The sequence below is a fragment of the Streptomyces sp. NPDC043867 genome (assembly GCF_056435845.1).
This window is the reverse complement of the sequence record NZ_JBWKDS010000042.1, coordinates 24,509-46,336: the sequence shown is the minus strand read 5'-3', so window position 1 is coordinate 46,336 and position 21,828 is coordinate 24,509. Positions and strand designations below refer to the sequence as shown.

At 71.7% G+C, this 21,828-nt stretch carries 22 protein-coding genes; 8 read left to right on the top strand and 14 right to left on the bottom strand.

The window, feature by feature from the left end:
• Window positions 1-262 precede the first annotated feature (262 nt).
• Window positions 263-1,003: a hypothetical protein gene (locus AC069T_RS31355; RefSeq protein ID WP_478785958.1), complete on the top strand. Its 741-nt coding sequence runs from the start codon at window positions 263-265 to the stop codon at window positions 1,001-1,003.
• On the opposite strand, the gene AC069T_RS31350 is transcribed toward AC069T_RS31355, so the two are convergent.
• Complete coding sequence (locus AC069T_RS31350) at window positions 927-1,679, bottom strand: MBL fold metallo-hydrolase (RefSeq protein WP_478785957.1); 753 nt, start codon at window positions 1,677-1,679, stop codon at window positions 927-929. The two genes, AC069T_RS31355 and AC069T_RS31350, sit on opposite strands and share 77 nt — an antisense overlap.
• Before the next feature lie 265 nt (window positions 1,680-1,944).
• Between AC069T_RS31350 and AC069T_RS31345 the strand changes: the two genes are divergently transcribed.
• Window positions 1,945-2,412, top strand: a complete 468-nt coding sequence (locus AC069T_RS31345; RefSeq protein WP_478785956.1) for a type II toxin-antitoxin system PemK/MazF family toxin — start codon at window positions 1,945-1,947, stop codon at window positions 2,410-2,412.
• Window positions 2,413-2,551: 139 nt separating this feature from the next.
• On the opposite strand, the gene AC069T_RS31340 is transcribed toward AC069T_RS31345, so the two are convergent.
• From AC069T_RS31340 to clpS, 7 genes are all read right to left on the bottom strand, one after another.
• The gene (locus AC069T_RS31340; RefSeq protein ID WP_358851378.1) at window positions 2,552-3,502 is read right to left on the bottom strand and encodes a PLP-dependent cysteine synthase family protein; all 951 of its coding nucleotides are present in this window, start codon (window positions 3,500-3,502) and stop codon (window positions 2,552-2,554) included.
• A 5-nt stretch (window positions 3,503-3,507) separates the two neighbouring features.
• Complete coding sequence (locus AC069T_RS31335; protein ID WP_358851379.1) at window positions 3,508-3,786, bottom strand: MoaD/ThiS family protein; 279 nt, start codon at window positions 3,784-3,786, stop codon at window positions 3,508-3,510.
• 115 nt (window positions 3,787-3,901) lie between these two features.
• The gene (locus tag AC069T_RS31330; protein WP_355780362.1) at window positions 3,902-4,003 is read right to left on the bottom strand and encodes a putative leader peptide; all 102 of its coding nucleotides are present in this window, start codon (window positions 4,001-4,003) and stop codon (window positions 3,902-3,904) included.
• Window positions 4,004-4,082: 79 nt separating this feature from the next.
• Window positions 4,083-4,505 carry a M67 family metallopeptidase gene (locus AC069T_RS31325; RefSeq protein ID WP_478785955.1) on the bottom strand — a complete coding sequence of 141 codons (423 nt, stop codon included), beginning with the start codon at window positions 4,503-4,505 and terminating at the stop codon, window positions 4,083-4,085.
• A 119-nt stretch (window positions 4,506-4,624) separates the two neighbouring features.
• Complete coding sequence (locus AC069T_RS31320) at window positions 4,625-6,061, bottom strand: amino acid permease (protein ID WP_478785954.1); 1,437 nt, start codon at window positions 6,059-6,061, stop codon at window positions 4,625-4,627.
• Window positions 6,062-6,392: 331 nt separating this feature from the next.
• Window positions 6,393-6,998 (bottom strand): DUF2017 domain-containing protein, encoded by a 606-nt coding sequence (locus tag AC069T_RS31315; protein WP_478785953.1) that lies wholly within the window; start codon window positions 6,996-6,998, stop codon window positions 6,393-6,395.
• A gap of 82 nt (window positions 6,999-7,080) precedes the next feature.
• Complete coding sequence (gene clpS / locus AC069T_RS31310; protein WP_476751298.1) at window positions 7,081-7,398, bottom strand: ATP-dependent Clp protease adapter ClpS; 318 nt, start codon at window positions 7,396-7,398, stop codon at window positions 7,081-7,083.
• Window positions 7,399-7,477: 79 nt separating this feature from the next.
• Here clpS and AC069T_RS31305 point away from each other — a divergent pair, with 79 nt between their 5' ends.
• Both AC069T_RS31305 and AC069T_RS31300 read left to right on the top strand, forming a co-directional pair.
• On the top strand, window positions 7,478-8,806 hold the full coding sequence (locus tag AC069T_RS31305) for a nicotinate phosphoribosyltransferase (protein WP_478785952.1): 1,329 nt from the start codon (window positions 7,478-7,480) through the stop codon (window positions 8,804-8,806).
• A gap of 338 nt (window positions 8,807-9,144) precedes the next feature.
• Entirely contained in the window at window positions 9,145-9,729 is a 585-nt protein-coding gene (locus AC069T_RS31300) for a nicotinamidase (protein ID WP_478785951.1), read from the top strand.
• A 112-nt stretch (window positions 9,730-9,841) separates the two neighbouring features.
• Here the strand turns inward: AC069T_RS31300 and AC069T_RS31295 are convergent, their stop codons facing one another.
• Window positions 9,842-10,171, bottom strand: a complete 330-nt coding sequence (locus AC069T_RS31295) for a hypothetical protein (RefSeq protein ID WP_478785950.1) — start codon at window positions 10,169-10,171, stop codon at window positions 9,842-9,844.
• 122 nt (window positions 10,172-10,293) lie between these two features.
• Window positions 10,294-12,639 (bottom strand): immune inhibitor A domain-containing protein, encoded by a 2,346-nt coding sequence (locus tag AC069T_RS31290; protein WP_478785949.1) that lies wholly within the window; start codon window positions 12,637-12,639, stop codon window positions 10,294-10,296.
• A gap of 448 nt (window positions 12,640-13,087) precedes the next feature.
• Here AC069T_RS31290 and AC069T_RS31285 point away from each other — a divergent pair, with 448 nt between their 5' ends.
• Complete coding sequence (locus AC069T_RS31285) at window positions 13,088-13,384, top strand: hypothetical protein (RefSeq protein ID WP_478785948.1); 297 nt, start codon at window positions 13,088-13,090, stop codon at window positions 13,382-13,384.
• A 55-nt stretch (window positions 13,385-13,439) separates the two neighbouring features.
• On the opposite strand, the gene AC069T_RS31280 is transcribed toward AC069T_RS31285, so the two are convergent.
• Together AC069T_RS31280 and AC069T_RS31275 are read right to left on the bottom strand one after the other, a co-directional pair.
• Window positions 13,440-14,156 carry an RDD family protein gene (locus AC069T_RS31280; protein WP_478785947.1) on the bottom strand — a complete coding sequence of 239 codons (717 nt, stop codon included), beginning with the start codon at window positions 14,154-14,156 and terminating at the stop codon, window positions 13,440-13,442.
• Window positions 14,157-14,224: 68 nt separating this feature from the next.
• Window positions 14,225-16,255, bottom strand: a complete 2,031-nt coding sequence (locus tag AC069T_RS31275) for an RDD family protein (protein WP_478785946.1) — start codon at window positions 16,253-16,255, stop codon at window positions 14,225-14,227.
• 220 nt (window positions 16,256-16,475) lie between these two features.
• On the opposite strand from AC069T_RS31275, the gene AC069T_RS31270 reads away from it, so the two are divergent.
• Window positions 16,476-16,949, top strand: coding sequence for an SsgA family sporulation/cell division regulator (locus AC069T_RS31270; protein ID WP_478785945.1), 474 nt, complete (start codon window positions 16,476-16,478; stop codon window positions 16,947-16,949).
• Window positions 16,950-16,965: 16 nt separating this feature from the next.
• Here the strand turns inward: AC069T_RS31270 and AC069T_RS31265 are convergent, their stop codons facing one another.
• The gene (locus tag AC069T_RS31265; RefSeq protein ID WP_478785944.1) at window positions 16,966-18,372 is read right to left on the bottom strand and encodes an FAD-binding oxidoreductase; all 1,407 of its coding nucleotides are present in this window, start codon (window positions 18,370-18,372) and stop codon (window positions 16,966-16,968) included.
• Window positions 18,373-18,464: 92 nt separating this feature from the next.
• Between AC069T_RS31265 and AC069T_RS31260 the strand changes: the two genes are divergently transcribed.
• Window positions 18,465-20,030 carry a tetratricopeptide repeat protein gene (locus tag AC069T_RS31260; protein ID WP_478785943.1) on the top strand — a complete coding sequence of 522 codons (1,566 nt, stop codon included), beginning with the start codon at window positions 18,465-18,467 and terminating at the stop codon, window positions 20,028-20,030.
• A 15-nt stretch (window positions 20,031-20,045) separates the two neighbouring features.
• Here AC069T_RS31260 and hppD read toward each other — a convergent pair whose 3' ends face one another.
• Complete coding sequence (gene hppD / locus AC069T_RS31255; RefSeq protein WP_478785942.1) at window positions 20,046-21,191, bottom strand: 4-hydroxyphenylpyruvate dioxygenase; 1,146 nt, start codon at window positions 21,189-21,191, stop codon at window positions 20,046-20,048.
• Between the two features lie 122 nt (window positions 21,192-21,313).
• Between hppD and AC069T_RS31250 the strand changes: the two genes are divergently transcribed.
• Entirely contained in the window at window positions 21,314-21,784 is a 471-nt protein-coding gene (locus tag AC069T_RS31250; RefSeq protein WP_355791329.1) for an Lrp/AsnC family transcriptional regulator, read from the top strand.
• Window positions 21,785-21,828: the final 44 nt, after the last annotated feature.

Here is a 21,828-nt window from a genome sequence, read left to right as displayed (position 1 = left end):
CGGGGAATTCGGCATGCCCGAAGGGAACACGCTTTTCGCCCGCGGAGGCGGCGCAGTCCCGAAAGCCTCGCGGGGTTCCACATTCCCCGACTTTTCCTGCATGAAGATGATCACCTGTCCATACGGCTTGATCATTTACATTCCCGCCTCGTACGGCCGGGACCGCGGCCGCACCGTGACCAGGTACGGCCCAACACGAAGGCCGGAAACGGTCACGACCGACACAGTGGGGAAATCGATCAGTCTTCAAGCTCTTCGGGACATGCAGTTCACCGTGCTCACCGACGAGGAGGCGGCAGCCGCCTCGGGTGAGGGCAAGCCGAGCCGTGCGCGCTGCGAATGGATCTTCGCGCAGATCGGGAATCCGCTGTCCTGCAGTTACATGGACTACTACACGCTCTGGAAGTCGCTGGGCTGCGACAAGCTGCAGGCGACCAAGGTCGTGGTGTCGCACGGCCATGTCCAGGACGTTCCCTTCGACCTCCACATCTCCCTGGACCAGTCCCCGAAGCCGCGGTCGGCCCGGCCAGCGACCGCCGGCCATACTCGTCAGAAAGTCCTCACCGAAATGAAGTTCGCGGAACTGCTGGACCTCGCCCGCACGCCCGACGGTCTGCCTCCCTCACGGCTGGCCGCCGACCTGACCTTGGTCACCACCGTCTCGGCGGATCTGGCGGGGGCATCGCTCCCCTCACCCAACCCGGCGGAACTGGCGCTGCTCTACGAGAGTCACCGAGCGACGCCGGTCACGGCCGCCGTGCTCACCCGTGACGAGGAGCAGGGCATCGCGGACTGCCTCGCGGCACTCGCCCGGGACGCCGACCGCTGCCTGCTGATCGACTCGCGGGCCGCCGTGGCCGACGGCTCGTCCCGGCCGACCCGAGCGGGCTCGGGTGCGCGCGGCCGCAAGGCCGCGGGAGGAGTGCCTACACCTCGTACGACCTGCTCGGTACCGCCAGTTCCACCGGGCCGTCGTACACCGCGCGCGCGTCCGCCAGGTTGATCCGGGGGTCCGTCCACGGGGGGATGTGGGTGAGGACCAGGCGGCGGGCTCCCGCGCGGGTGGCCGTCTCGCCGGCCTCGCGGCCGTTGAGGTGGAGGTCGGGGATGTTCTCCTTGCCGTGGGTGAACGCCGCCTCGCACAGGAACAGGTCGGTGCCGCGGGCGAGTTGGTCCAGGGCGTCGCTGACCCCCGTGTCCCCGGAGTAGGTCAGCGAGCGCCCGCCGTGCTCGACCCGGATGCCGTACGCCTCCACCGGGTGGCGCACCTTCTCCGTGTGCACGGCGAAGGGGCCGATCTCGAACGAGCCCGGCTTGACCGTGTGGAAGTCGAAGACCTCGCTCATCGAGGACGCGGAGGGCGTGTCCGCGTACGCCGTGGTCAGGCGCTGCTCCGTGCCCTCGGGTCCGTAGACAGGGAGGGGGTCGCAGCGGCCGCCGTCGTGGCGGTAGTAGCGCGCGACGAAGTACGCGCACATGTCGATGCAGTGGTCGGCGTGCAGATGGCTGAGGAAGATCGCGTCGAGGTCGTAGAGACCGCAGTGGCGCTGCAGCTCGCCCAGGGCACCGTTGCCCATGTCGAGCAGCAGCCGGAAGCCGTCGGCCTCGACGAGGTAGCTCGAGCAGGCCGATTCCGCGGACGGGAACGACCCCGAGCAGCCGACGACGGTGAGCTTCATGAGAGCTGGAACCTCCGCGCTGGCGGGAAATGCAAAGGCAGAAACGAAACGGGAACGGGCGTCGTGCGGTGCGTCGAGCGTAAGGCGCAAAAGGTCCCGTCGCTCCTCCGCCAGGGGCCGTTGTGGGCGAACTCACCTGTGCTGTCACCGGTTCGGATGGACATGCGGCGGACGGGGCCGGACCGGGGCGGCACCGGTTCGGACGGACGTGCGGCGGACGGGGCCGGGACGGCGGCCGAAGGTGCGCGCCGGTACCTTCTACGGTATGGACACGACCTGGTGGCTCGCCCTGGTGGCCGTGGTACTGCTCGCTCTGGTCGCGACACTGGTCGACGGCTGGGGTCGCGGGCGGCGCCCGCCGGGACGTACGCGTCCGCCGGGGCGTCCGTCCGGGCGGGCGGCGGAGCCGCGGGGACGGGTGGGCAGGCCCCGGCCGGCGGAGATCTGGTGGGCGAACGTGCCCTACGAGGACGGCCCGGGCGCGAAGGACCGGCCCTGTCTGGTGTTGTCCGTGCGCGGGCGCCGGGCGACGGTCGCGAAGATCACCAGCAAGTACCACGACGAGCGGGCCGGGGTGATCCCGCTGCCGCCGGGGTCGGTGGGCGATGCCCACGACAGGCCGAGTTACCTGGAGACGGACGAGCTGCGGGACGTTCCGGTCGGGGACTTCCGGCGCCGGGTGGGGGCCGTGGATCCCGCGCTGTGGGACCAGGTGCGCCACCTGGCCCGGTGACCGCGCGGCCGTGCCCCCGTGGGCCGGACCGAGGCCCCGGACGCCGGCGGCCGCAGCCCTCATGGGACGGCGGCCGGCCCCGGACGCCGGACGGGCCGCGGGTCCGGCGGCCCCTCCGGCATCGGGAGTGCGCCGGGTCCTACGCCCAGAGCTGGCCCTGGAGCGTCTCGATGGCCTCTTCCGTGGTCGCGGCCGTGTAGACGCCCGTCGACAGGTACTTCCAGCCGCCGTCGGCCACGACGAAGACGATGTCGGCGCTCTCCCCCGCCGCCAGCGCCTTCCTGCCGACGCCGATCGCGGCGTGCAGGGCGGCGCCGGTGGAGACGCCGGCGAAGATGCCCTCCTGCTGGAGCAGTTCCCGCGTACGGGTGACGGCGTCGGCGGAGCCGACGGAGAAACGGGTGGTCAGGACGGAGGCGTCGTACAGCTCGGGGACGAAGCCCTCGTCGAGGTTGCGCAGGCCGTAGACCAGGTCGTCGTAGCGCGGCTCGGCGGCGACGATCTTGACGTCGGGCTTGTGCTCGCGCAGGAACCGGCCGACGCCCATGAGGGTGCCGGTGGTGCCGAGTCCGGCGACGAAGTGGGTGAGGGAGGGGAGGTCGGCGAGGATCTCCGGGCCGGTCGTCGCGTAGTGCGCGCCCGCGTTGTCGGGGTTGCCGTACTGGTAGAGCATCACCCAGTCCGGGTGCTCGGCCGAGAGCTCCTTGGCGACGCGTACGGCCGTGTTGGAGCCGCCGGCCGCCGGGGACGAGATGATCTCGGCGCCCCACATGGCGAGCAGGTCGCGGCGCTCCCGGGAGGTGTTCTCAGGCATGACGCAGACGATGCGGTAGCCCTTGAGCCTGGCGGCCATGGCGAGCGAGATGCCGGTGTTGCCTGAGGTCGGTTCGAGGATGGTGCAGCCGGGCGTGAGCCGGCCGTCCTTCTCCGCCTGTTCGATCATGTGGAGGGCCGGGCGGTCCTTGACCGAGCCGGTCGGATTGCGGTCCTCCAGCTTGGCCCAGATGCGCACGTCCTCGGACGGCGACAGCCGCGGCAGGCGCACCAGGGGGGTGTTGCCCACCGCGGCCAGCGGGGAGTCGTAGCGCATACCGATCAGGCCATGCCGCCGGCCACGGCCGGCAGGATCGTGACGTTGTCGCCGTCGGTCAGCTTGGTGTTGATGCCGTCGAGGAAGCGGACGTCCTCGTCGTTGAGGTAGACGTTGACGAAGCGGCGCAGTTCGCCGGCGTCCACGATCCGGGCCTGGATGCCCGCGTGGCGGGTCTCCAGGTCGGCGAAGAGCTCGGCGAGGGTCTCCCCGCCGCCCTCGACGGCCTTGTGGCCGTCGGTGTAGGTGCGGAGGATGGTGGGGATGCGGACCTCGATGGCCATGATTGCGGGCTCCTGTCGGGAGGAAAGTCAGGTCGGTGGGCGCGCGGCGGCGCTGCGTGCGTAGCGGGACGCGGGGTGCGGACGCCGCGGCCCCACGGCCGTACGGCGGCAGGGGTCAGCGCGGACAGAGGGCGCTGTTGAGCCTGCACAGGTCGACGTGCAGCCGCGCCACGAGCAGCATGCCCGGCGTCTTCTCGCTCACGTCGTGGGAAACCATGCGCTCATCGTATCGATTCCCGGTCGGGATCCCCGAGTGTGATCTCAGATAGTGGATGAATTCTGACCGAAATGCGGGATCAGTAGCTCTCCACCACGGTGACCTCCTCCTCCGTCACCACGCCTTCGAGGATCCGGTACGAGCGGAACTGGAAGGGCCCGGCCCCGTCGGCGTCGGCCGTGGAGACCAGGACGTAGTGCGCGCCGGGCTCGTTCGCGTACGAGATGTCGGTGCGCGAGGGGTAGGCCTCGGTGGCGGTGTGCGAGTGGTAGATGACGACCGGTTCCTCGTCGCGGTCGTCCAGCTCGCGGTACAGCTTCAGCAGGTCGCCCGAGTCGAACTCGTAGAAGGTGGGCGAGCGGGCCGCGTTCAGCATCGGGATGAACCGCTCCGGGCGGTCCGTGCCGGCCGGGCCCGCAACGACGCCGCAGGCCTCGTCGGGGTGGTCCTGCCGCGCGTGCGCGACGATCTGGTCGAAGAGCGCCTGGGTGATGGTCAGCATGCTGGTCAGGATAAGCAGAAGGGCCGTCCCGTACCGAGGGGTGGTACGGGACGGCCCGGATGCCGGACGGCCGGTCCGGCGCCGACGAGGGCGGCGCGTGGCACGCGGCGCCTCGGAGGTCAGCGCTTGACGAAGGCGGCGCCCTGCGGGTTGCGGCTCTTGAGCACCAGGTAGGAGACACCCAGGAGCAGGGCCCACACGGGGGCGCAGTAGAGCGAGATGCGGGCGTCCTTGTCGATGCCCATCATCACGATCACCATGCCGATGAAGGCGAGGGAGAGGGCGCTGGCCCAGATGCCGCCGGGGGCCGGGAAGGTGGAGCGGGGCAGCTCGCCGCGGTCGGACTTGAGGCGGTAGCGGATCTGGCAGATCAGGATGACGATCCAGGCCCACATGCCGGAGATGGTGGCGAAGGAGACGACGTAGTTGAACGCCTCGCCGGGCCACTGGTAGTTGATCCAGACGCCGACCATCATCAGCGCGGCCGAGACCGTGGTGCCGATGAGCGGGGTGCCGCTGCGGGTGAGCCTGGTGAAGACCTTGGGGCCCTGCCCGTTGAGCGCGAGATCGCGCAGCATGCGGCCGGTGGAGTACATGCCGGAGTTGCAGGAGGACAGCGCGGCGGTCAGCACGACGAAGTTGACGATGCCCGCGCCGGCGGCGAGGCCCATCTTCTCGAAGGCGGCGACGAAGGGGCTGACCCCGGGCTGGAAGTTCGTCCACGGCACGACGGACAGGATCATGATCAGGGCGCCGACGTAGAAGACGGCGATGCGCCACGGCACGGTGTTGATGGCCTTCGGCAGGACCGTCTTCGGGTCCTTGGACTCGCCGGCCGTCACGCCGACCAGCTCGACGGCGAGGAAGGCGAACATGACCATCTGGAGGGTCATCAGGGTGCTGCCGATGCCGTGCGGGAAGAAGCCGCCGTCGCTCCACAGGTGGCTGACCGACGCGGTGTCGCCGGCGTCGGAGAAGCCGAGGGTGAGGATGCCGGCGCAGATGAGGATCATGCCGACGATGGCGGTGACCTTGACCATCGAGAACCAGAACTCCAGCTCACCGAAGAGCTTCACGGAGATGAGGTTCACGGCGTACAGGATGACCGTGAAGACCAGTGCGGAGACCCATTGCGGGATGTCCCACCAGTACGTCATGTAGGTGGCGGCCGCGGTGACCTCGGTGATGCCGGTGACGACCCAGAAGAGCCAGTACGTCCAGCCGGTCACGAAGCCCGCGAAGGGGCCGATGAACTCGCGTGCGTACTCCGAGAAGGAGCCCGACACGGGGCGGTACATGAGCAGCTCGCCGAGGGCGCGCATGATGAAGAAGATGACCACGCCCGCGATGGCGTAGGCGAGGATCAGGCTGGGCCCGGCCTTCGAGATGCCCTTGCCCGCACCGAGGAACAGACCGGTGCCGATGGCGCCGCCGATGGCGATCATCTGGATCTGCCGGGATCCGAGACCGCGCTGGTAGCCCTCGCCGTCCTCGGTCGCCGCGCTCTGCACGGCCTCACTGCCGTCGTACTGCTTGTCGACCTGCGATGAGGTCATGTTTGGTGCGCCTTTCTCCATGCCGACCCGAGCCGTCTGCGCGGCCTCGGAATCGGGTCCCGATCCCCCCGGATGTGATGGAGCTGTGCCTGGCCGGCGATCCGCCGGCTCGGTGGCGCACCCGTCGGGACCTGGGTGTCGTCCCGTCGGGCGGTCGTGAAGATTTATCACGGCCGCAACAGTGATCGGCTGAGGCGTTCGTGGCGCACACCACAGAAAGAACCGGACAAAAGGTGAACCGCACCCCATAGGGCGCGGCCACGGTAATGCGATCGTTATCCGGATTTGAGCGTCCGCTGAGCGAACAACGAAGGGTGATTGTCCCGACAGGTCAGGGCATAAGGGTTTCGACGAGGGTTTCCTGGAGACCGCCCAGCCACAGGTACGCCAGCACCATGGGCTTGCGCGGGTCCTCGTCGGGGAGCCGGTAGAGCAGGTCGGTGTCCTCCTCGTCGACGACGTCGAGCCGGGCGCCGATCGCCAGCCGCAGGTCGTTGAGGGCCCGCAGCCACTGCTCGGACTGCCCGGCGGACAGTTCGAGGACCGCCCCGCCGTCCCCGGCGGGGGTGAGCGCGTCCAGGGAGCGGATCACCGTCAGCGCGTTGTCGCGCTTGCCGGCGCGCAGGTCGTTCTCCGTGAAGCGGCGGAACTCGGAGGAGTGGGCGCGCTGCTCCTCGGCCTGCTCGGGCGAGTGGGCCTCGACGCCGGGGCCGCTGTACGCGTCCGGGAAGAGACGTTGCAGCACGGGATCGGCGGGCGGCTCGCTTGGGCCCTCGGCGAACAGCTCGGCGAGCGGGTCCCCGGGCGCGTTCTCGGCGGGGCCGGGGCCGATCAGCTCCAGGAGCTGCACCGCGAGCGAGCGGATGATGGAGATCTCGACCTCGTCGAGCGCGACGGCCGCGCCGCCGCCGGGGAGCGGTTCGAAGTGTCCTGGCATCAGGGTGCGTCGCTACTTCCAGTACTGCGCGCCGCGGCCGGCCGGTTCGCTCGTGCGGTACCGGGCGCCGCGGCCGGTGCGGTCATTTCCGGTCCTGCTGAAGGGTGGCCCACAGACCGTAGCCGTGCATGGCCTGCACGTCGCGTTCCATCTCCTCGCGCGTGCCGCTGGAGACGACCGCGCGGCCCTTGTGGTGGACGTCGAGCATGAGCTTGTTGGCCTTGTCCTTGGAGTAGCCGAAGTACGTCTGGAAGACGTACGCGACGTAGCTCATGAGGTTGACCGGGTCGTTGTGGACGATCGTCACCCAGGGGACGTCGGGCTCGGGTACGGCGAAGACCTCCTCCGCCGACTCGGTCTTCTCGGTCTCTAGGGGTGCGGGAGCCGTCACACCGCCCATGCTGCCACCTGAGGGGGCCGCGCGGCGAAACGGACCCACAAATCGTCAGTGTGACGAGATGGGAGTACGATCCGTCGTCATGAACACAGCGGACCTTGGCCTGCCGGTGGAAGTTCCCTCGACGGCGCTCTTCACGGACCAGTACGAGCTGACGATGCTGCAGGCCGCCCTGGCCGGGGGGACCGCCGAGCGGCGCTCGGTCTTCGAGGTCTTCACCCGGCGGCTGCCGGACGGCCGGCGGTACGGCGTGGTGGCGGGCACCGGCCGGGTCCTCGACGCCGTCGAGAACTTCCGCTTCGACGCGGACGTGCTGGGCTTCCTGCGGGAGAACGGGATCGTCGACGAGCCCACCCTGGAGTGGCTCGCCGCGTACCGCTTCGGCGGGGACATCTGGGGCTATCCCGAGGGCGAGGTGTACTTCCCCGGGTCGCCGGTCCTGCGGGTGGAGGGCTCCTTCGCGGAGTGCGTGCTCCTGGAGACCGTGATCCTGTCCATCCTCAACCACGACTCGGCGATCGCCGCGGCCGCGTCCCGCATGTCCTCGGCGGCGGGCGAACGGCCGCTGATCGAGATGGGCGCGCGCCGCACCCACGAGCTGGCCGCGGTGGCCGCCGCGCGCGCCGCGTACGTCGGCGGCTTCGCGACCACCTCCGACCTCGCCGCCGGCTTCCGGTACGGCATCCCCACGGTGGGGACGAGCGCGCACGCCTTCACGCTCGTCCACGACCGGGAGCGGGACGCCTTCCAGGCACAGGTGAACTCGCTCGGCCGGGGCACCACGCTGCTCGTGGACACGTACGACGTGCAGGAGGCCGTCCGCACAGCCGTGGAGGTCGCGGGGCCCGAGCTCGGCGCGGTGCGCATCGACTCCGGTGACCTGCTGCTGGTCGCGCACCGGGTGCGCCAGCAGCTGGACGAGCTGGGTGCGGCCAAGACGAAGATCATCGTCACCTCCGACCTGGACGAGTACGCGATCGCCTCGCTGGCGGCGGCGCCGGTGGACGCGTACGGCGTCGGCACCCAGCTGGTGACGGGATCCGGCCATCCGACGTCCTCGATGGTCTACAAGCTGGTCGCCCGTGCCGAGTCGGCGGACCCGAACGCCCCGCTGGAGCCGGTCGCGAAGAAGTCGTCCGGCGGCAAGACGTCCCTCGGCGGCCGCAAGTGGGCCGCGCGGCGCCTGGACAAGTACGGCGTCGCGGAGGCGGAGGTGATCGGCACCGGTGCCGTGCCCGCCGAGCTCGCGGACCGTCAGCTGCTGGTCGAACTGGTCAAGGGGGGCAGGGTGCTGGCCCGCGAGGCCCTGGACGTCGTACGCAGCCGGCACGCGGCCGCCCGGGCGAACCTCCCGCTGTCGGCGATGCAGCTCTCGCGCGGCGAGCCGGTCATCCCGACGGAATACGTCTGAGAGGCGAGGCCGGCCACGCCACCGCAGACGGGGCGGGGCCGGACCGCGCCTCCCAGACGGGGCGGGGCCGGGGCCGCGCTCCGGGCGGCCGGGCGCGCATGAACCACCGGTGAGCGGGAATGCAACGGCCACGTCCGCCTCCCTCCCGCCGCCGCCGAATGCCCCCTCCCGCAGTGCACCCGAAGTCCCTACGCCCGGTTTCGACGACCCGCGCCCGCACGACCGCCCCCGGCACCCGCGCCGCCCGCCGGCCGGGGTCCGGGTCCGGGCCCGGGTGACGAGAGACGGCCGGGCCCGCACCCACCACCGAACACCCGCCGAGCCGAAGGACACCGACCATGCGCCGCGCCTTGATCGTCGTAGACGTGCAGAACGACTTCTGCGAGGGAGGCAGCCTCGCGGTGGCCGGGGGCTCGGACGTGGCCGCCGCGATCACCGAGCTGATCGGCCAGGCGCCCGCGGGCTACCGGCACGTCGTCGCCACCCGCGACCTGCACATCGCTCCCGGCGGTCACTTCGCCGACAACCCCGACTACGTCCACTCCTGGCCCGCGCACTGCGTGGCGGGCACCGAGGGCGTGGGCTTCCATCCGAACTTCGCCCCGGCCGTCGCCTCCGGCGCGATCGACGCCGTCTTCGACAAGGGCGCCTACGCGGCCGCGTACAGCGGCTTCGAGGGTGCCGACGAGAACGGCGTCCCGATGGGCGACTGGCTCAAGGCCCGCGAGATCGACGAGGTCGACGTGGTCGGCATCGCCACCGACCACTGCGTGCGGGCGACCGCGCTGGACGCGGTCCGCCAGGGCTTCCGCACGCAGGTGCTGCTCGACCTGACCGCCGGAGTGGCGGAGCAGACCACGCACCGGGCGCTGGAGGAGCTGCGCGAGGCGGGCGTGGAACTCTCCGGGAAGCCGGTGGTCTGAGAGCTGTGACCACACACCGGTCCGGCCGTCGGCGCCGGTCCCGTGTGCGGGCGGCCGGCCGTCCCGGCCGGGACACGGGTCGTCCCGGCCGGTAAATGGTCGCTGTGGCCGGTCAGGTCTGGGGAACCGGCCGGCGCGACAGGGACCGGATCGGGTGCCAGAGTTCCGTCGCCGTGACACCGTTGTCGGGGGCCGTGCGCCAGAGCAGGCCGTCGGGGTGGTGCAGGACCGCGGTGATCTCGTCCGGGGTGGGCGGCGCCGCGTTGCCGCGGAGGTAGACCGCGCGCATCCCCAGATTGCGCAGCCGCGTCAGCGCGCGGGCGCGGTTCTGGGCGAGCACGAGGAAGCGCAGGCAGCCGGTGCCCGGGCCCGCCGGACTCGGCAGGTTGAGCGCCACCACCACGCTGCCGTCCGGCAGCTTGCTGAAACCCCCTGCGGCCATGCGGTCACACCCCCGTGAGATCTGGTGTCAATAAGAAAGTCACAGGACGCACCTAAACACGATCGGCCGCAGCCCGCCAGAGGGGTTGCGGCCGATCATGGTCTGACCAGGGAAGACGTCAGTTACTTGGTCGAAGGACCCACCTTGAGCGTGATCGTGGAGCCGTCCCCGGGCTCCTTGACGATCTTGATCGTGGTGTTGGTGTCAGTGACCTTGACGCTGTTGAACGGGTTCGCCGGGTCGTAGTACGAGCCCCGGCGGTCGTCGAAGGCCGGGACGCCCTTCTGCGACTTGATCTTCAGGGCGACGTCGGCGTTGTGGAGCGTGAACGCGTCCGTCGGGTAGGTGCTGAAGGTCGCGTCGAAGGTCTGGATCTTGTTGCGGAGCAGCTTGCCGTCGGCCCACTTCAGCGCCTTGGCGTGCGCGTCCACCGGCAGGATCAGGCCCTCGCCCGGGTGCTCGCTGGTGTTGTCGTCCGCCTGCGAGGTGTCCCACTTCCAGATCAGCAGACCGTTCTGGTACGGGTAGTGCTCGACCCAGTCGGGACGCGTCGCCGAGAAGCCGAAGTTGTACGGGCCGACCTTGAGGGTCTTGTCGTACGAGACGTACTGGCGGTTCTCGGCCAGGTAGTACTGCGCGTAGTCCTTGGTGAAGGACGCGCCGATGCGGGAGAAGCCGTTGGCCGTCCAGGCCGCGTCCGCGTTCTCCGCGTTGTCGGAGAAGAGGGCCGAGCCGTCGGCGGTCACGGTGATCTCGTCGGCCGCGAAGCCCTTCAGCGCCTTGCCGCCGTCGGAGGAGTAGCGGAACCGCAGGTCGATCTTCTTGCCCGCGTAGGCGTCGAGCGGGAAGGACAGCTTCTTGTACGCGGCCGTGGTGCCGGTCAGGGCCGGCTTGTCACTGCCGTCGCGCGGAATGGCCGCGCCGTCGGCCGTGCCGTCCAGGGCGGTCCAGTTGGCGCCTCCGTCGGTGGACACCTCGGTGTAGAGGAAGTCGTACTCCTCCTCGATGTCCCACCAGCCGTCGAGGGTCAGCGCGGCCTTCGACTTGCCGGTGAGGTCGACCGAACGGGTCAGCGTGTTCTTGAGGTTGTCGCCGCTGCCGCTCCACCACTGGGTGGCACCCTGGGCCGGCGTGACGACCTGGGTGGTGACCGCCTTCTTCGGCAGCGTGACGACCAGCGCCTGCTTGTCCTTGGTGTTGTACTCCGCGACACCCAGCTTGTGCTTCGACTTCTTCCCCGCCTCGGCGGTGTCGTAGTTCAGCCAGCCGAGCTGCAGCTTGTCCCAGGCGTTCATGTCGCCCGGGAGGTCACCGATGGACTCCTTGCCGGTGCCGAGCCAGGAGCCGGCCGACATCAGCGTCCAGAAACCGGTGCCGTTCTCGCCGCCGCCGGAGGTGTCGTACTCGTCCGGCAGGCCCAGGTCGTGGCCGTACTCGTGGGCGAAGACGCCGAGTCCGCCGTTCTCCGGCTGGATGGTGTAGTCGCCGACCCAGATGCCGGTGTCGCCGATCTGCGCGCCGCCGAGCCGGTTGCCCGTGGGGCCCGTGGCGCCCGCGTCGGAGCCGAACGCGTACCAGCGGTGTGCCCAGATCGCGTCCGTGGCCTGGGCGCCGCCGCCCGCCGACTCGTCCTCACCGGCGTGCACGATCTGGAAGTGGTCGATGTAGCCGTCGGGCTCGTTGAAGTCGCCGTCGGCGTCGAAGTCGTAGCGGTCCCACTGGTCGTAGTGGGCGAGGTCCGCCTTGATGGCGGCGTCGCTCTTGCCGGCCGCCTTCTGCTGGGCGACCCAGGCGGTGACGCCGTCGCTCACCACGTTCCAGACGCTGGAGCAGTTGGTCTGGCCGCAGTAGTTGGAGCCGTAACGGGCCTCGTTGTAGGGGACCTTGACCCAGTCGGTGACCTCACCGTCGACCGAGTAGCGGCCCGAGGACTGCTTCTCGTAGTACTTCTTCAGCGACTCGGTCTTCTTGCCGGTGCCGAAGTAGAGGTCCTGGAAGTGCTTCTGGTCGTAGTCCTTCTGCCAGGCCGTGCTGTTGTCCTTGGCACGGTCCGGCGCGGCTATGCGGTTGTGCAGCGGGCCGGCGGTGCCGCCGTACTTGCTGTCGATCTGGTCGCCGAACTCGACCAGGATCGTGAAGATCTGGTCGGTCTTCTCGCGGCCGACCTCGACGTACTTGCTCTTGTTGAGCTTCACGACCTGGGAGCCGTCGCGGTCCTTGACCGCGGCGTCGCCGGATATGACCCGGTTCAGGGCCTCCTGGCGCTGGGCTTCCCGGGTTTTGCTCAGCGGGCCGTCCAGGTCGTGTTCGACCTTGTTCCTGACCGGCTGCGGGTCGTGGCGGTCCACGGTCGCCGACGACGGTGCGTCATCGGCCTGGGCCACGGCGAACGTCGAGAACGTGGCGGTCGCCGCCGCGAGGGCGACGCCCACTGCGGCCGCTCTGAACGTCCAGGTTTTGCTGGTCACTTGATTTCCTCCCCTGCGCCCCGTGCGCGCGGAGAGGATGGGGGTCCTGGTCATGGAGGGTCCCGCGCGCCGTACACGCGATTCAAGTGACGACATTCGACCGGAGTTGCCGAGGAAAAGACAGATCTTGACTTGGACAGGCCAAGTGCACTATGCGAAGTGTTCGTTCGCTATCCGGACGGTCCGCGGGACGCCAACGGGCGCGTCGTACCGTCCGGTTGGCGGACGCCATGACTCCGTGCGCCCCCCATGCTCCGGCACCGTGGGTTAGGTCACGCTTACTGGTCGTTCCGGTCGGGCATGCAGCGGAATAGAGTCGACTGGCGGAGCGCCGGTATGCCGGCGGAAAGCCAAGTCGACACCGTTGTCCGACCCGCAGATCCTTGTCCGCACCCTCCCCCATTCGCGAGAGGTCCGGGGGGAGCACCCACCCGAGGACACGATTGCCATGCCTCGTCCGACCGCCAGGCCTCGTCCGACCGCCGCACAGCTCGCCTACGGCTCCTGCACCGTGATCTTCTCGACGCTTGCCATGCTGCTGCTGTCACAGACGAGTTCGGGCCTGGGCATCGCGGTGATCGTGCTCTCGGCGCTCGTCCTCGGGCTGCTCGTCGCCATGACGGTCCCGCTGCCGAAACCCGGACCGGCCGCCGCCGGGCCCCGGGCGGCCCGGCCGGTGCCGGTGCGGCGGGAGACGGCGTCCGTCGGGTCGTCCGAGTCCGGACGCGAGACGGCGGGCCCGTGAGACACGGACCCGCCCGATGTCACCGCGCCGCCCCACCGTGGCCGGCCGGCTTCTCTCACTGGGTCCTGACCACCACCGTCTTCGCCGCCTTGTCGTGCAGACCCTGCTTGTAGGGCCGGTCGAAGAAGCTCCAGCCACCCGCGATCGCGGTCCAGACGCAGGCGCAGCAGAACGCGAAGGGGAGCCACAGCACGAGCGCGCGCACCAGTGAGGACTGCACGGAGGGCGTCGCGCCGTTGTCGAGGTTGGCCACCCGGTGGTTGAACAGCTTCTTGCCCAGGGTCTGGCCCGTCCTGCTGATCATGAAGGTGTCGTACGCGATGTAGAGGATCGCGGCGACGAGTTCCTGCCCGAACGACTTGCCGTACTCGATCTTGTCGGTGTCGACCGTGTACTGGGTGAAGCCGAAGCCCCAGGACAGCAGCCAGATGACGACACCGACGAGGATCATGTCGATGATCCTCGCGAGCACCCGCTTGCCGCTCTCGGCCAGCGGGGGCATTCCGGCGAGGGGTTCGTTGCCGCCGTAGGGGCCACCGCCGTAGGGATCGCCGCCCCCGCCGTACGGGGAGCCGCCACCGCCTCCGGGGGGTCCGCCGCCGCCGTACGGGCCCCCCCCTCCGTACGGGTCGCCGCCGCCGTACGGGGCGCCCTGGGGCGGCGGCGTGCCGTACGGGGAGCCGCCGCCCTGGGCCGGCGGGGGCTGCTGCTTCTTGAACGGGTCGTCGTCCGGGAACTGACCGGAGCCGGGGGGCGGCGGTTCGGTGCTCATGGCCCGAGTCGACCGCGAACCCCCCGGCTCCGCATCCGGCGCGGGGCCGTCCGGGCTACGGGTGCGGGTCAGGCGGCAACGAAGGTGTGGGCCGCCTTGTCGTGCAGGCACTGGCGCCAGGGCCGGTCGAACAGGCACCACACGACGCCCACGAGCCCGATCGCGAGGACGCCGGGGACGCTGTAGACGAGCCAGCGGCGCAGCGCCAGGGCGAAGGTCGGCGGCTCGCCGCCCTCGATGTCCCGCACCTGGAGACCGCAGAGCTTCTTGCCGAGCGTGCGGCCCCATCTGGCCGTGGGCAGCACCTCGTAGAGGACCCCGAAGAGGAGCAGCACCGCGAGAACGACACCGAGGCAGGTGGTCGTGGTGCCGTCGAGCAGCCACACCGTGACGGTCTCGCCGGACTGCTTCGCCGCGTCGATCTTGTCGTTGACGTGGTCGACGGCCCGGGTGCCGAGGGGGACGGCGGCCACGGCGGTGACAGCGGCGACGACGACGGTGTCCACGAGCCGGGCGGCCAGCCGCCTGCCGAGCCCCGCCGGGCGGGCGGCGGCCTGAGCGCGTGCCGCCGCCTGGAACACGTCGTCGACGGGGGGTTTCCACGGGACGACGGGCTGTCCCTCGTCGGCCGCGCCGGCCAGCCGGTGCACCTGCTGCGCCCAGGACGGCTGGCCGCCGCCGGCCCCGGGGCTCATCGGGGTGGCGGCCGGGCCCGCGGACTGCGGGGGGACCGTGCCGGACGGGGTCTGCGGGGCGGCCGCTCCCGCGGGGCCGGTCTGCGGCCCGGCCGGGCGCTCCGTGCGCGGGGAAGGGGTACGCGCGGCCGTGCCCTCGGGGGCGAGGGGGCCGTCGGCCGTGCCCGCCGGCTGCCCCGCTGCGGCGGGTCCGGGGACCCGCGGCCCGCCGGGACGGCCGGTCGCGGCACCCGCGGGTCCGAAGGTGCCGGCGCCCGCAGACGCGGCGTGCCCGGCGCGCTGGGCACCGATGCTCCCGGCCTCCGCGGCCACGTGCCCCGCACCGGCGGGCCCGAAGACCCCGGCACCCGCGCCTGCGGCACCGGGGTTCCCCGTGCCCTCGGCACCGGAAGTCCCGGCACCCGCACCGGCGTTCCCGGCGCCCGGCACCCCGGCGTTCACGGAACCCGCGTTGCCCGGGCCCGCGTTGCCCGGGCCCACGGCACCGGCGTTCCCCGCACCGGGGTTCCCCGTGCCCGCGGCACCGAAAATCCCGGCACCCGCACCGGCGTTCCCGGTCGCTGCCGTGCCGTACGCCCCAGCGCTCGCCGAACCGGGGTTCCCCGTACCGGCGTTGCCCGCCCCGGCACCCGGGCTCCCGGACCCCGCCGCTCCGAAGCCTGCGGGACCGGCGTTGCCGGACCCCGTCGGGCCGAAGTTCCCCGCGGGCGTACCCGCGTTGGCCGGGTCCTCCGCGGTGCCGGGGCGGGAGGTGCCGCCGGGCAGGCGGCGGAAGACGACCGTGCCGTCCGGCGCGGGCGGGCGCGGGGAGTCCTCGTCGGCGGGCGCCGGGGGGATCGTCGTGGTGCCGTCCGTGCGGGTGGACCTGCCGTCGGGCTGGGCGACCGGGTCGACCGGCCCGCCTGCGTGCGGGACGCGCGGGTCGGCGCTGCGGTCCGCGCCCCACGAGACCCGGCGGTCCTGGTCCCCGCCGAAGCCGGACTGCCACGACCGGTCGGCGCCCCAGGCGGACGCGGGCTCGGGCCGGCTGCCGTGCTGGGCCTCGGCCGGGGGCCGGTGCGGCTCGGCCGGGGGCTGCGGGTCCTCGTCGAAGAAGTGCGGGCCCGTCTCCTCGGCCGCCGGGGTCCCGCCCCGCGCGGCCGGGACCGAGCGCCCGGCAGCGGGCGCCGGGCCGGCCCCGGAGGCGGGACGCGTGCCGGCGGGCGGCGCGAGGGGCACCCCGTCCGTCGGCGCCGGACGGCTGGTGCCCGGCACCCAGGAGGCACCGTTCCAGTACCGGACATATCCAGGAATGGAGGGGTCCGGGTAATACCCTTCGCGGGGCCTGTCGTCACCGGGTGCCGGGGTTGGGGCGCTCATGTCCGTCGTCCCGTATCTGCTCGGGGGTTTTTGGGGGGTCCACATCTATCAGACCGGCGCGCGTACCACTGGCGCTCCCGCCGTACCCACCCCATCGGGGCAAGGCCGCGCCACCTCCCGCGCTCCTGGCACCGAAGCTGTCCGGGACAGTGCGCGCGGAAGTCGGGAAACCCTTCCGGACCCGCGTAATGATCCGGGCGCCCCGCGCTCTCCACTCGTGCGGGCCCCTTCCACGGGCCCCGATCCGGAAAGGAAGCGCATCGACATGCACACCGTGGTGGAACGCGAACTCGAGTTGAAACTCGTCCTGTCGCCGGAGCGCAGCATCCCGGTCCCGGCGCGGCTGACCTATCGCACCGACGACCCGTACGCCGTCCACGTCACCTTCCACGTCGGCTCGGACCATCCGGTCGGCTGGACCTTCGCGCGCGAGCTGCTCGTGGAAGGGGTGTTCCGGCCGTGCGGGCACGGTGACGTGCGGGTGTGGCCGACGAAGACCGCGGGCCGCGGTGTCATCCTGATGGCGCTGAACTCACCCGACGGCGACGCGCTGCTCGAGGCGCCCGCCGCGCAGGTGTCCGCCTGGCTGGAGCGCACCCTGCGGGCGGTCCCCCCGGGCTCCGAGCCGGAGCAGCTCGGGCTCGACGACGGCCTGGCCGAACTGCTCGCGCCGACTCCGGCCGACGACCTGTGGCTGCGCGACCCGTGGCCGTCGGACGAGTCGCCGGACGGTGAGTGAGCGGCCGGGACAGGCCCTACAGCACCTTGCCCGGGTTCAGGATGCCGAGGGGGTCGAAGGCGGCCTTGATGCCGCGCTGCATCTCCACGCCGACCGGGCCGATCTCGCGCGCCAGCCACTCCTTCTTCAGGACGCCCACGCCGTGTTCGCCGGTGATGGTGCCGCCGAGTTCCAGGCCGAGGGCCATGATCTCGTCGAAGGACTCGCGGGCGCGCCGGGACTCGTCGGGGTCGGCGGCGTCGAAGCAGACGGTGGGGTGGGTGTTGCCGTCCCCGGCGTGGGCGCAGACGCCGATGGTGAGGGCGTACTTCTCGGCGATCCGCTCGACCCCTTCGAGCATCTCGCCGAGCCGGGAGCGCGGCACGCAGACGTCGTCGATCATCGTCGTGCCCTTGACCGCCTCCAGCGCGGGCAGTGACAGCCGGCGCGCCTGGAGGAGCAGTTCGGACTCGGCGGCGTCGTCGGCCGGCACGACCTGGGTGGCGCCGGCCGCCTCGCACAGCGCGCCGACCGCCGCGAGGTCGGCGGCGGGGTCCTGGGTGTCGAAGGCGGCCAGCAGGAGCGCCTCGGTGGTTTCCGGAAGGCCCATGTGGGCGAGGGCGTTGACGGCGCGCACCGTCGTGCGGTCCATGAGTTCCAGCAGGGACGGGACGTGGCCGCCCGCCATGATCCGGCAGACGGCGTCGCAGGCGGCGGCGGCCGAGGCGAACTCGGCGGCCACTACCAGCTGTTGCGGCGGCCGGGGCTTCAGGGCCAGGACGGCCCGTACGACGATGCCGAGCGAGCCCTCGGAGCCGACGAAGAGGCGGGTGAGGTCGTACCCGGCGACCCCCTTGGCGGTGCGGCGGCCGGTGCGCAGCAGGCGGCCGTCGGCGAGGACGACGTCCAGGCCGAGGACGTACTCGGCGGTCACCCCGTACTTCACGCAGCACAGGCCTCCGGAGGCCGTGCCGATGTTGCCGCCGATGGTGCACGTCTCCCAGCTGGAGGGGTCCGGCGGGTAGCACAGGCCGTGTTCGTCGACGGCGCGGGAGAGCGTCGCGTTGACGACGCCGGGCTCCACGACGGCGATCCGGTCGACGGGGCTGATCTCCAGGATCCGGTCCATCCTGACGAGGGACAGCACGATGCAGCCGTCCGTGGCGTTCGCGGCGCCCGACAGGCCGGTGCGGGCCCCCTGGGGGACGACGGGGACGCGCAGTTCGGTGGCGGTGCGCATGACGTGCTGGACCTGTTCCACCGTGCGCGGCAGGACGACGGCGGCGGGGGTGCCCGCCGCACAGAAGCTCGCCATGTCGTGGGCGTAGGAGGCCGTGACGTCCGGGTCGGTGAGGACCGCCTCGGCCGGCAGGCCCGCGAGCAGACGGTCCACGAGGTTGCCCGTCGCTTCGTCGCGCGGGGCTTCGATACGGCTCATGATCACAGCGTCGCACCCGGGGCCATCGGTGTGAACCCCGGATACGGCACCCTTCGAGTGCCGGGACGCGGTCTTCGTGTTGACGCACAGTGAGCGGCATGGTGATCGCACAACTCCCGCCGGATCCCGTCCGGCCGAGCCGCTCCCCCGTCGTGCGGCGCGTGCTGACCGGCACCGCCGTGGCAGGTGCCGTCCTGGGCGGTGTGCTGGTGCTGCTGCCCGAGGAGCGGCAGCCGCCGCCGCCCGCGCCGGGCCCGATGGCCCGGACGGTGACGGCGGTCGGGGCCGGGGTGCCGGTGGCGCTGCCCGATCTGGCCGCGCTGATCGCCCAGCGCGAGGCACGGGTGCGGACCCGTCCGCGCGACGGCCGCTCGTGGGCCCTGCTGGGCGCCGCGTACGTGGAGCAGGGCCGGCGGACGGCCACGCCCGCCTTCTACCCGAAGGCCGAGAAGGCGCTGCGTACGGCGCTGGGGACGGGGACGGCGAGGAACGGGACGGCGCTGGACGGGCTGGCCGCGCTGGCCAACGCCCGCGGCGACTTCCGGACGGCGCGGAAGTGGGGCGAGGCGGCGGTCGCGCAGGCCCCGAAGCGGTGGACGGCGTACCCGCAGCTGCTGGAGGCGTACGAGGGCCTCGGCGACCACAAGGCGACCAAGAAGACACTCGACCGGCTGCTGGAGCTGCGGTCGGGTCCCGCGGTCATGGCCAGGGCCGCCCAGGTGTACCGGGACCGCGGGTGGCGTGAGGACGCCGCAGCCGCTCTCGCGGACGCGGCGGCCGGTGCGGGGACCCCCGCGGCGCGGGCCGCCTATCTGTCCCGGTCGGGTGACCTCGCCTGGGAGCGGGGTGAGCCGGCGGACGCGCTGCGCCGGTACGAGGCGGCGCTGCGCACGGATCCCGACGAGCATTCCGCGCTCGCCGGACAGGGGCGGGCGCTGACCGCGCTGGGCCGTACCTCGGAGGCGCTGAGCGCCTACCGGACCGTGCTCGCCAAGCAGCCGTCACCGGGCTACGCCCTGGAGCTGGGCGAGCTGTACGAGTCGCTGGGGCTGGGCGGGGCGGCCCGGGTCCAGTACGACCTGCTGCGGGCGCGGGCGCGGGAGGAGGCCGCCGGGGGTGTCGACGTCGAGCCGGTGCTCGGGCTGTTCGAGGCGGACCACGGGGACGCGCGCTCGGCCGTGCGCCGGCTGCGCGAGGAGTGGCGGCGGCACCCCGGGATCGCCGTCGCGGACGCGCTGGGCTGGGCGCTGCACCGGGCGGGGGAGAACGAGGAGGCGCTGAAGTTCGCGACGCGGGCCATGGACAAGGAGCACGGCGGCGGGGTCCGCAGCGCCCTGTACGCCTACCACCGCGGGCAGATCGAACGGGACCTGGAGCGGTACGGGCCGGCCCGCCGACACCTCCAGGAAGCGCTGCGCATCAACCCGTACTTCTCCCCGCTCCTCGTCCCGGCGGCCAGGCAGGCGCTGGCGGCCCTGGGCGAGCCTCCGGCACAGGAGCTGCCCGAGGACGCGGAGCCGTCGGGGGAGGAGGCGGAGGCGGTGGAGCCCGGTCCGAAGCCGTCGGCCGCGCGGCCGACGGCTTCGGACGGGACGACGGCCTCCGGCGGGGCGACGGCTTCGGGCGGGCCGGCACCCGCCCCGCGGCGCTCGGGCTCCCGCTGAGCGCCGGGGCGTCGGCTACAGGTTGCCGCGCTTCTCCTGCTCCCGCTCGATCGCCTCGAACAGGGCCTTGAAGTTGCCCTTGCCGAAGCCCATCGAGCCGTGGCGCTCGATGAGCTCGAAGAAGACGGTCGGGCGGTCCTGGACCGGCTTGGTGAAGATCTGCAGCAGGTAGCCGTCCTCGTCCCGGTCGACGAGGATCTTCAGTTCGCGGAGCGTCTCCACGGGCACCCGCGTCTCGCCCGCCCATTCGCCGAGGGTGTCGTAGTAGGAGTCGGGCGTGTCCAGGAACCGGACGCCGCCGGCCTTCATCGTGCGCACGGTCTCGACGATGTCGTTCGTGTTGAGCGCGATGTGCTGGACGCCCGCGCCGCCGTAGAACTCCAGGTACTCGTCGATCTGGGACTTCTTCTTGGCGATGGCCGGCTCGTTGATCGGGAACTTGACCTTCAGGGTCCCGTCGGCGACGACCTTGGACATCAGCGCCGAGTACTCGGTCGCGATGTCGTCGCCCACGAACTCCTTCATGTTCGTGAAGCCCATGACCTTGTTGTAGAACGCGACCCACTCGTTCATCCGGCCGAGTTCGACGTTGCCGACGCAGTGGTCGATGGCCTGGAAGGTGCGGCGGGCGGGCGGCGCGACGATCGGGTCGGCGGCCACGTACCCGGGCAGGTAGGGGCCGTCGTAGCCGGTGCGCTCGACCAGGGTGTGCCGGGTCTTGCCGTACGTGGCGATGGCCGCGAGGACGACCGTGCCGTGCTCGTCCTTCATCTCGTACGGCTCGGCGAGCGGGCGGGCCCCGTGCTCGACGGCGTACGCGAAGGCGGCGCGCGCGTCCGGGACCTCGATGGCGAGGTCGACGACGCCGTCGCCGTGCTCGGCCACGTGCCCGTCGAGGAAGCGGCCCCAGTCGGTGGCGGCCTTGACGACGGAGGTGAGGACGAAGCGTGCCGAGCCGTTGGTGAGGACGTACGACGCCGTCTCGCGGCTGCCCGTCTCCGGTCCGGAGTAGGCGACCAGCTGCATGCCGAAGGCGCTGGAGTAGTAGTGCGCCGCCTGCTTGGCGTTGCCCACGGCGAAGACGACCGCGTCCATTCCCTTCACCGGGAAGGGGTCTGCCTCGCGCGCGGTGCTGGGGGTGTGGTGGGTTGTCTGAGTCATGGCCGCAGCGTCGCCCCGTTCCGCAAGGTGCGCAATAGTTTGCGAATCGACTGGGCAGTCTGCCCGGAGAAAGGCCCGTAGGATCGGGCGTTCTGTACAGGATGACCACCCCGGAGGCCCGCGTGGCGATCGATCATCTGGACGGTCGGCTCATCGTGCTGCTGGCGCGGGAGCCGCGCATCGGCGTGCTGGAGATGTCCCGGCGCCTCGGCGTCGCGCGCGGCACGGTGCAGGCCCGCCTCGACCGGCTTCAGTCGAATGGAGTCATCCGGGGGTTCGGCCCGCAGGTCGACCCCGCGGCCCTCGGATATCCCGTGACGGCGTTCGCCACCCTGCAGATCCGGCAGGGGCAAGGTGCCGACGTGCGGGCGCACTTGGCGACCGTGCCCGAGGTGCTGGAGCTGCACACCACGACCGGCAGCGGGGACATGCTGTGCCGGCTGGTGGCCCGCTCGAACGCCGATCTCCAGCGGGTGATCGACCGGGTTGTCGGTTTTGATGGCATCGTCCGGGCCTCCACGGCGATCGTCATGGAGAACCCCGTTCCGCTGCGGATCATCCCGCTGGTGGAGCAGGCGTCGGGAGACTCCTGACGCGGGGGCCGAGCCCGGCGGTGCGCCGTCGTGAGGGGTGAGGC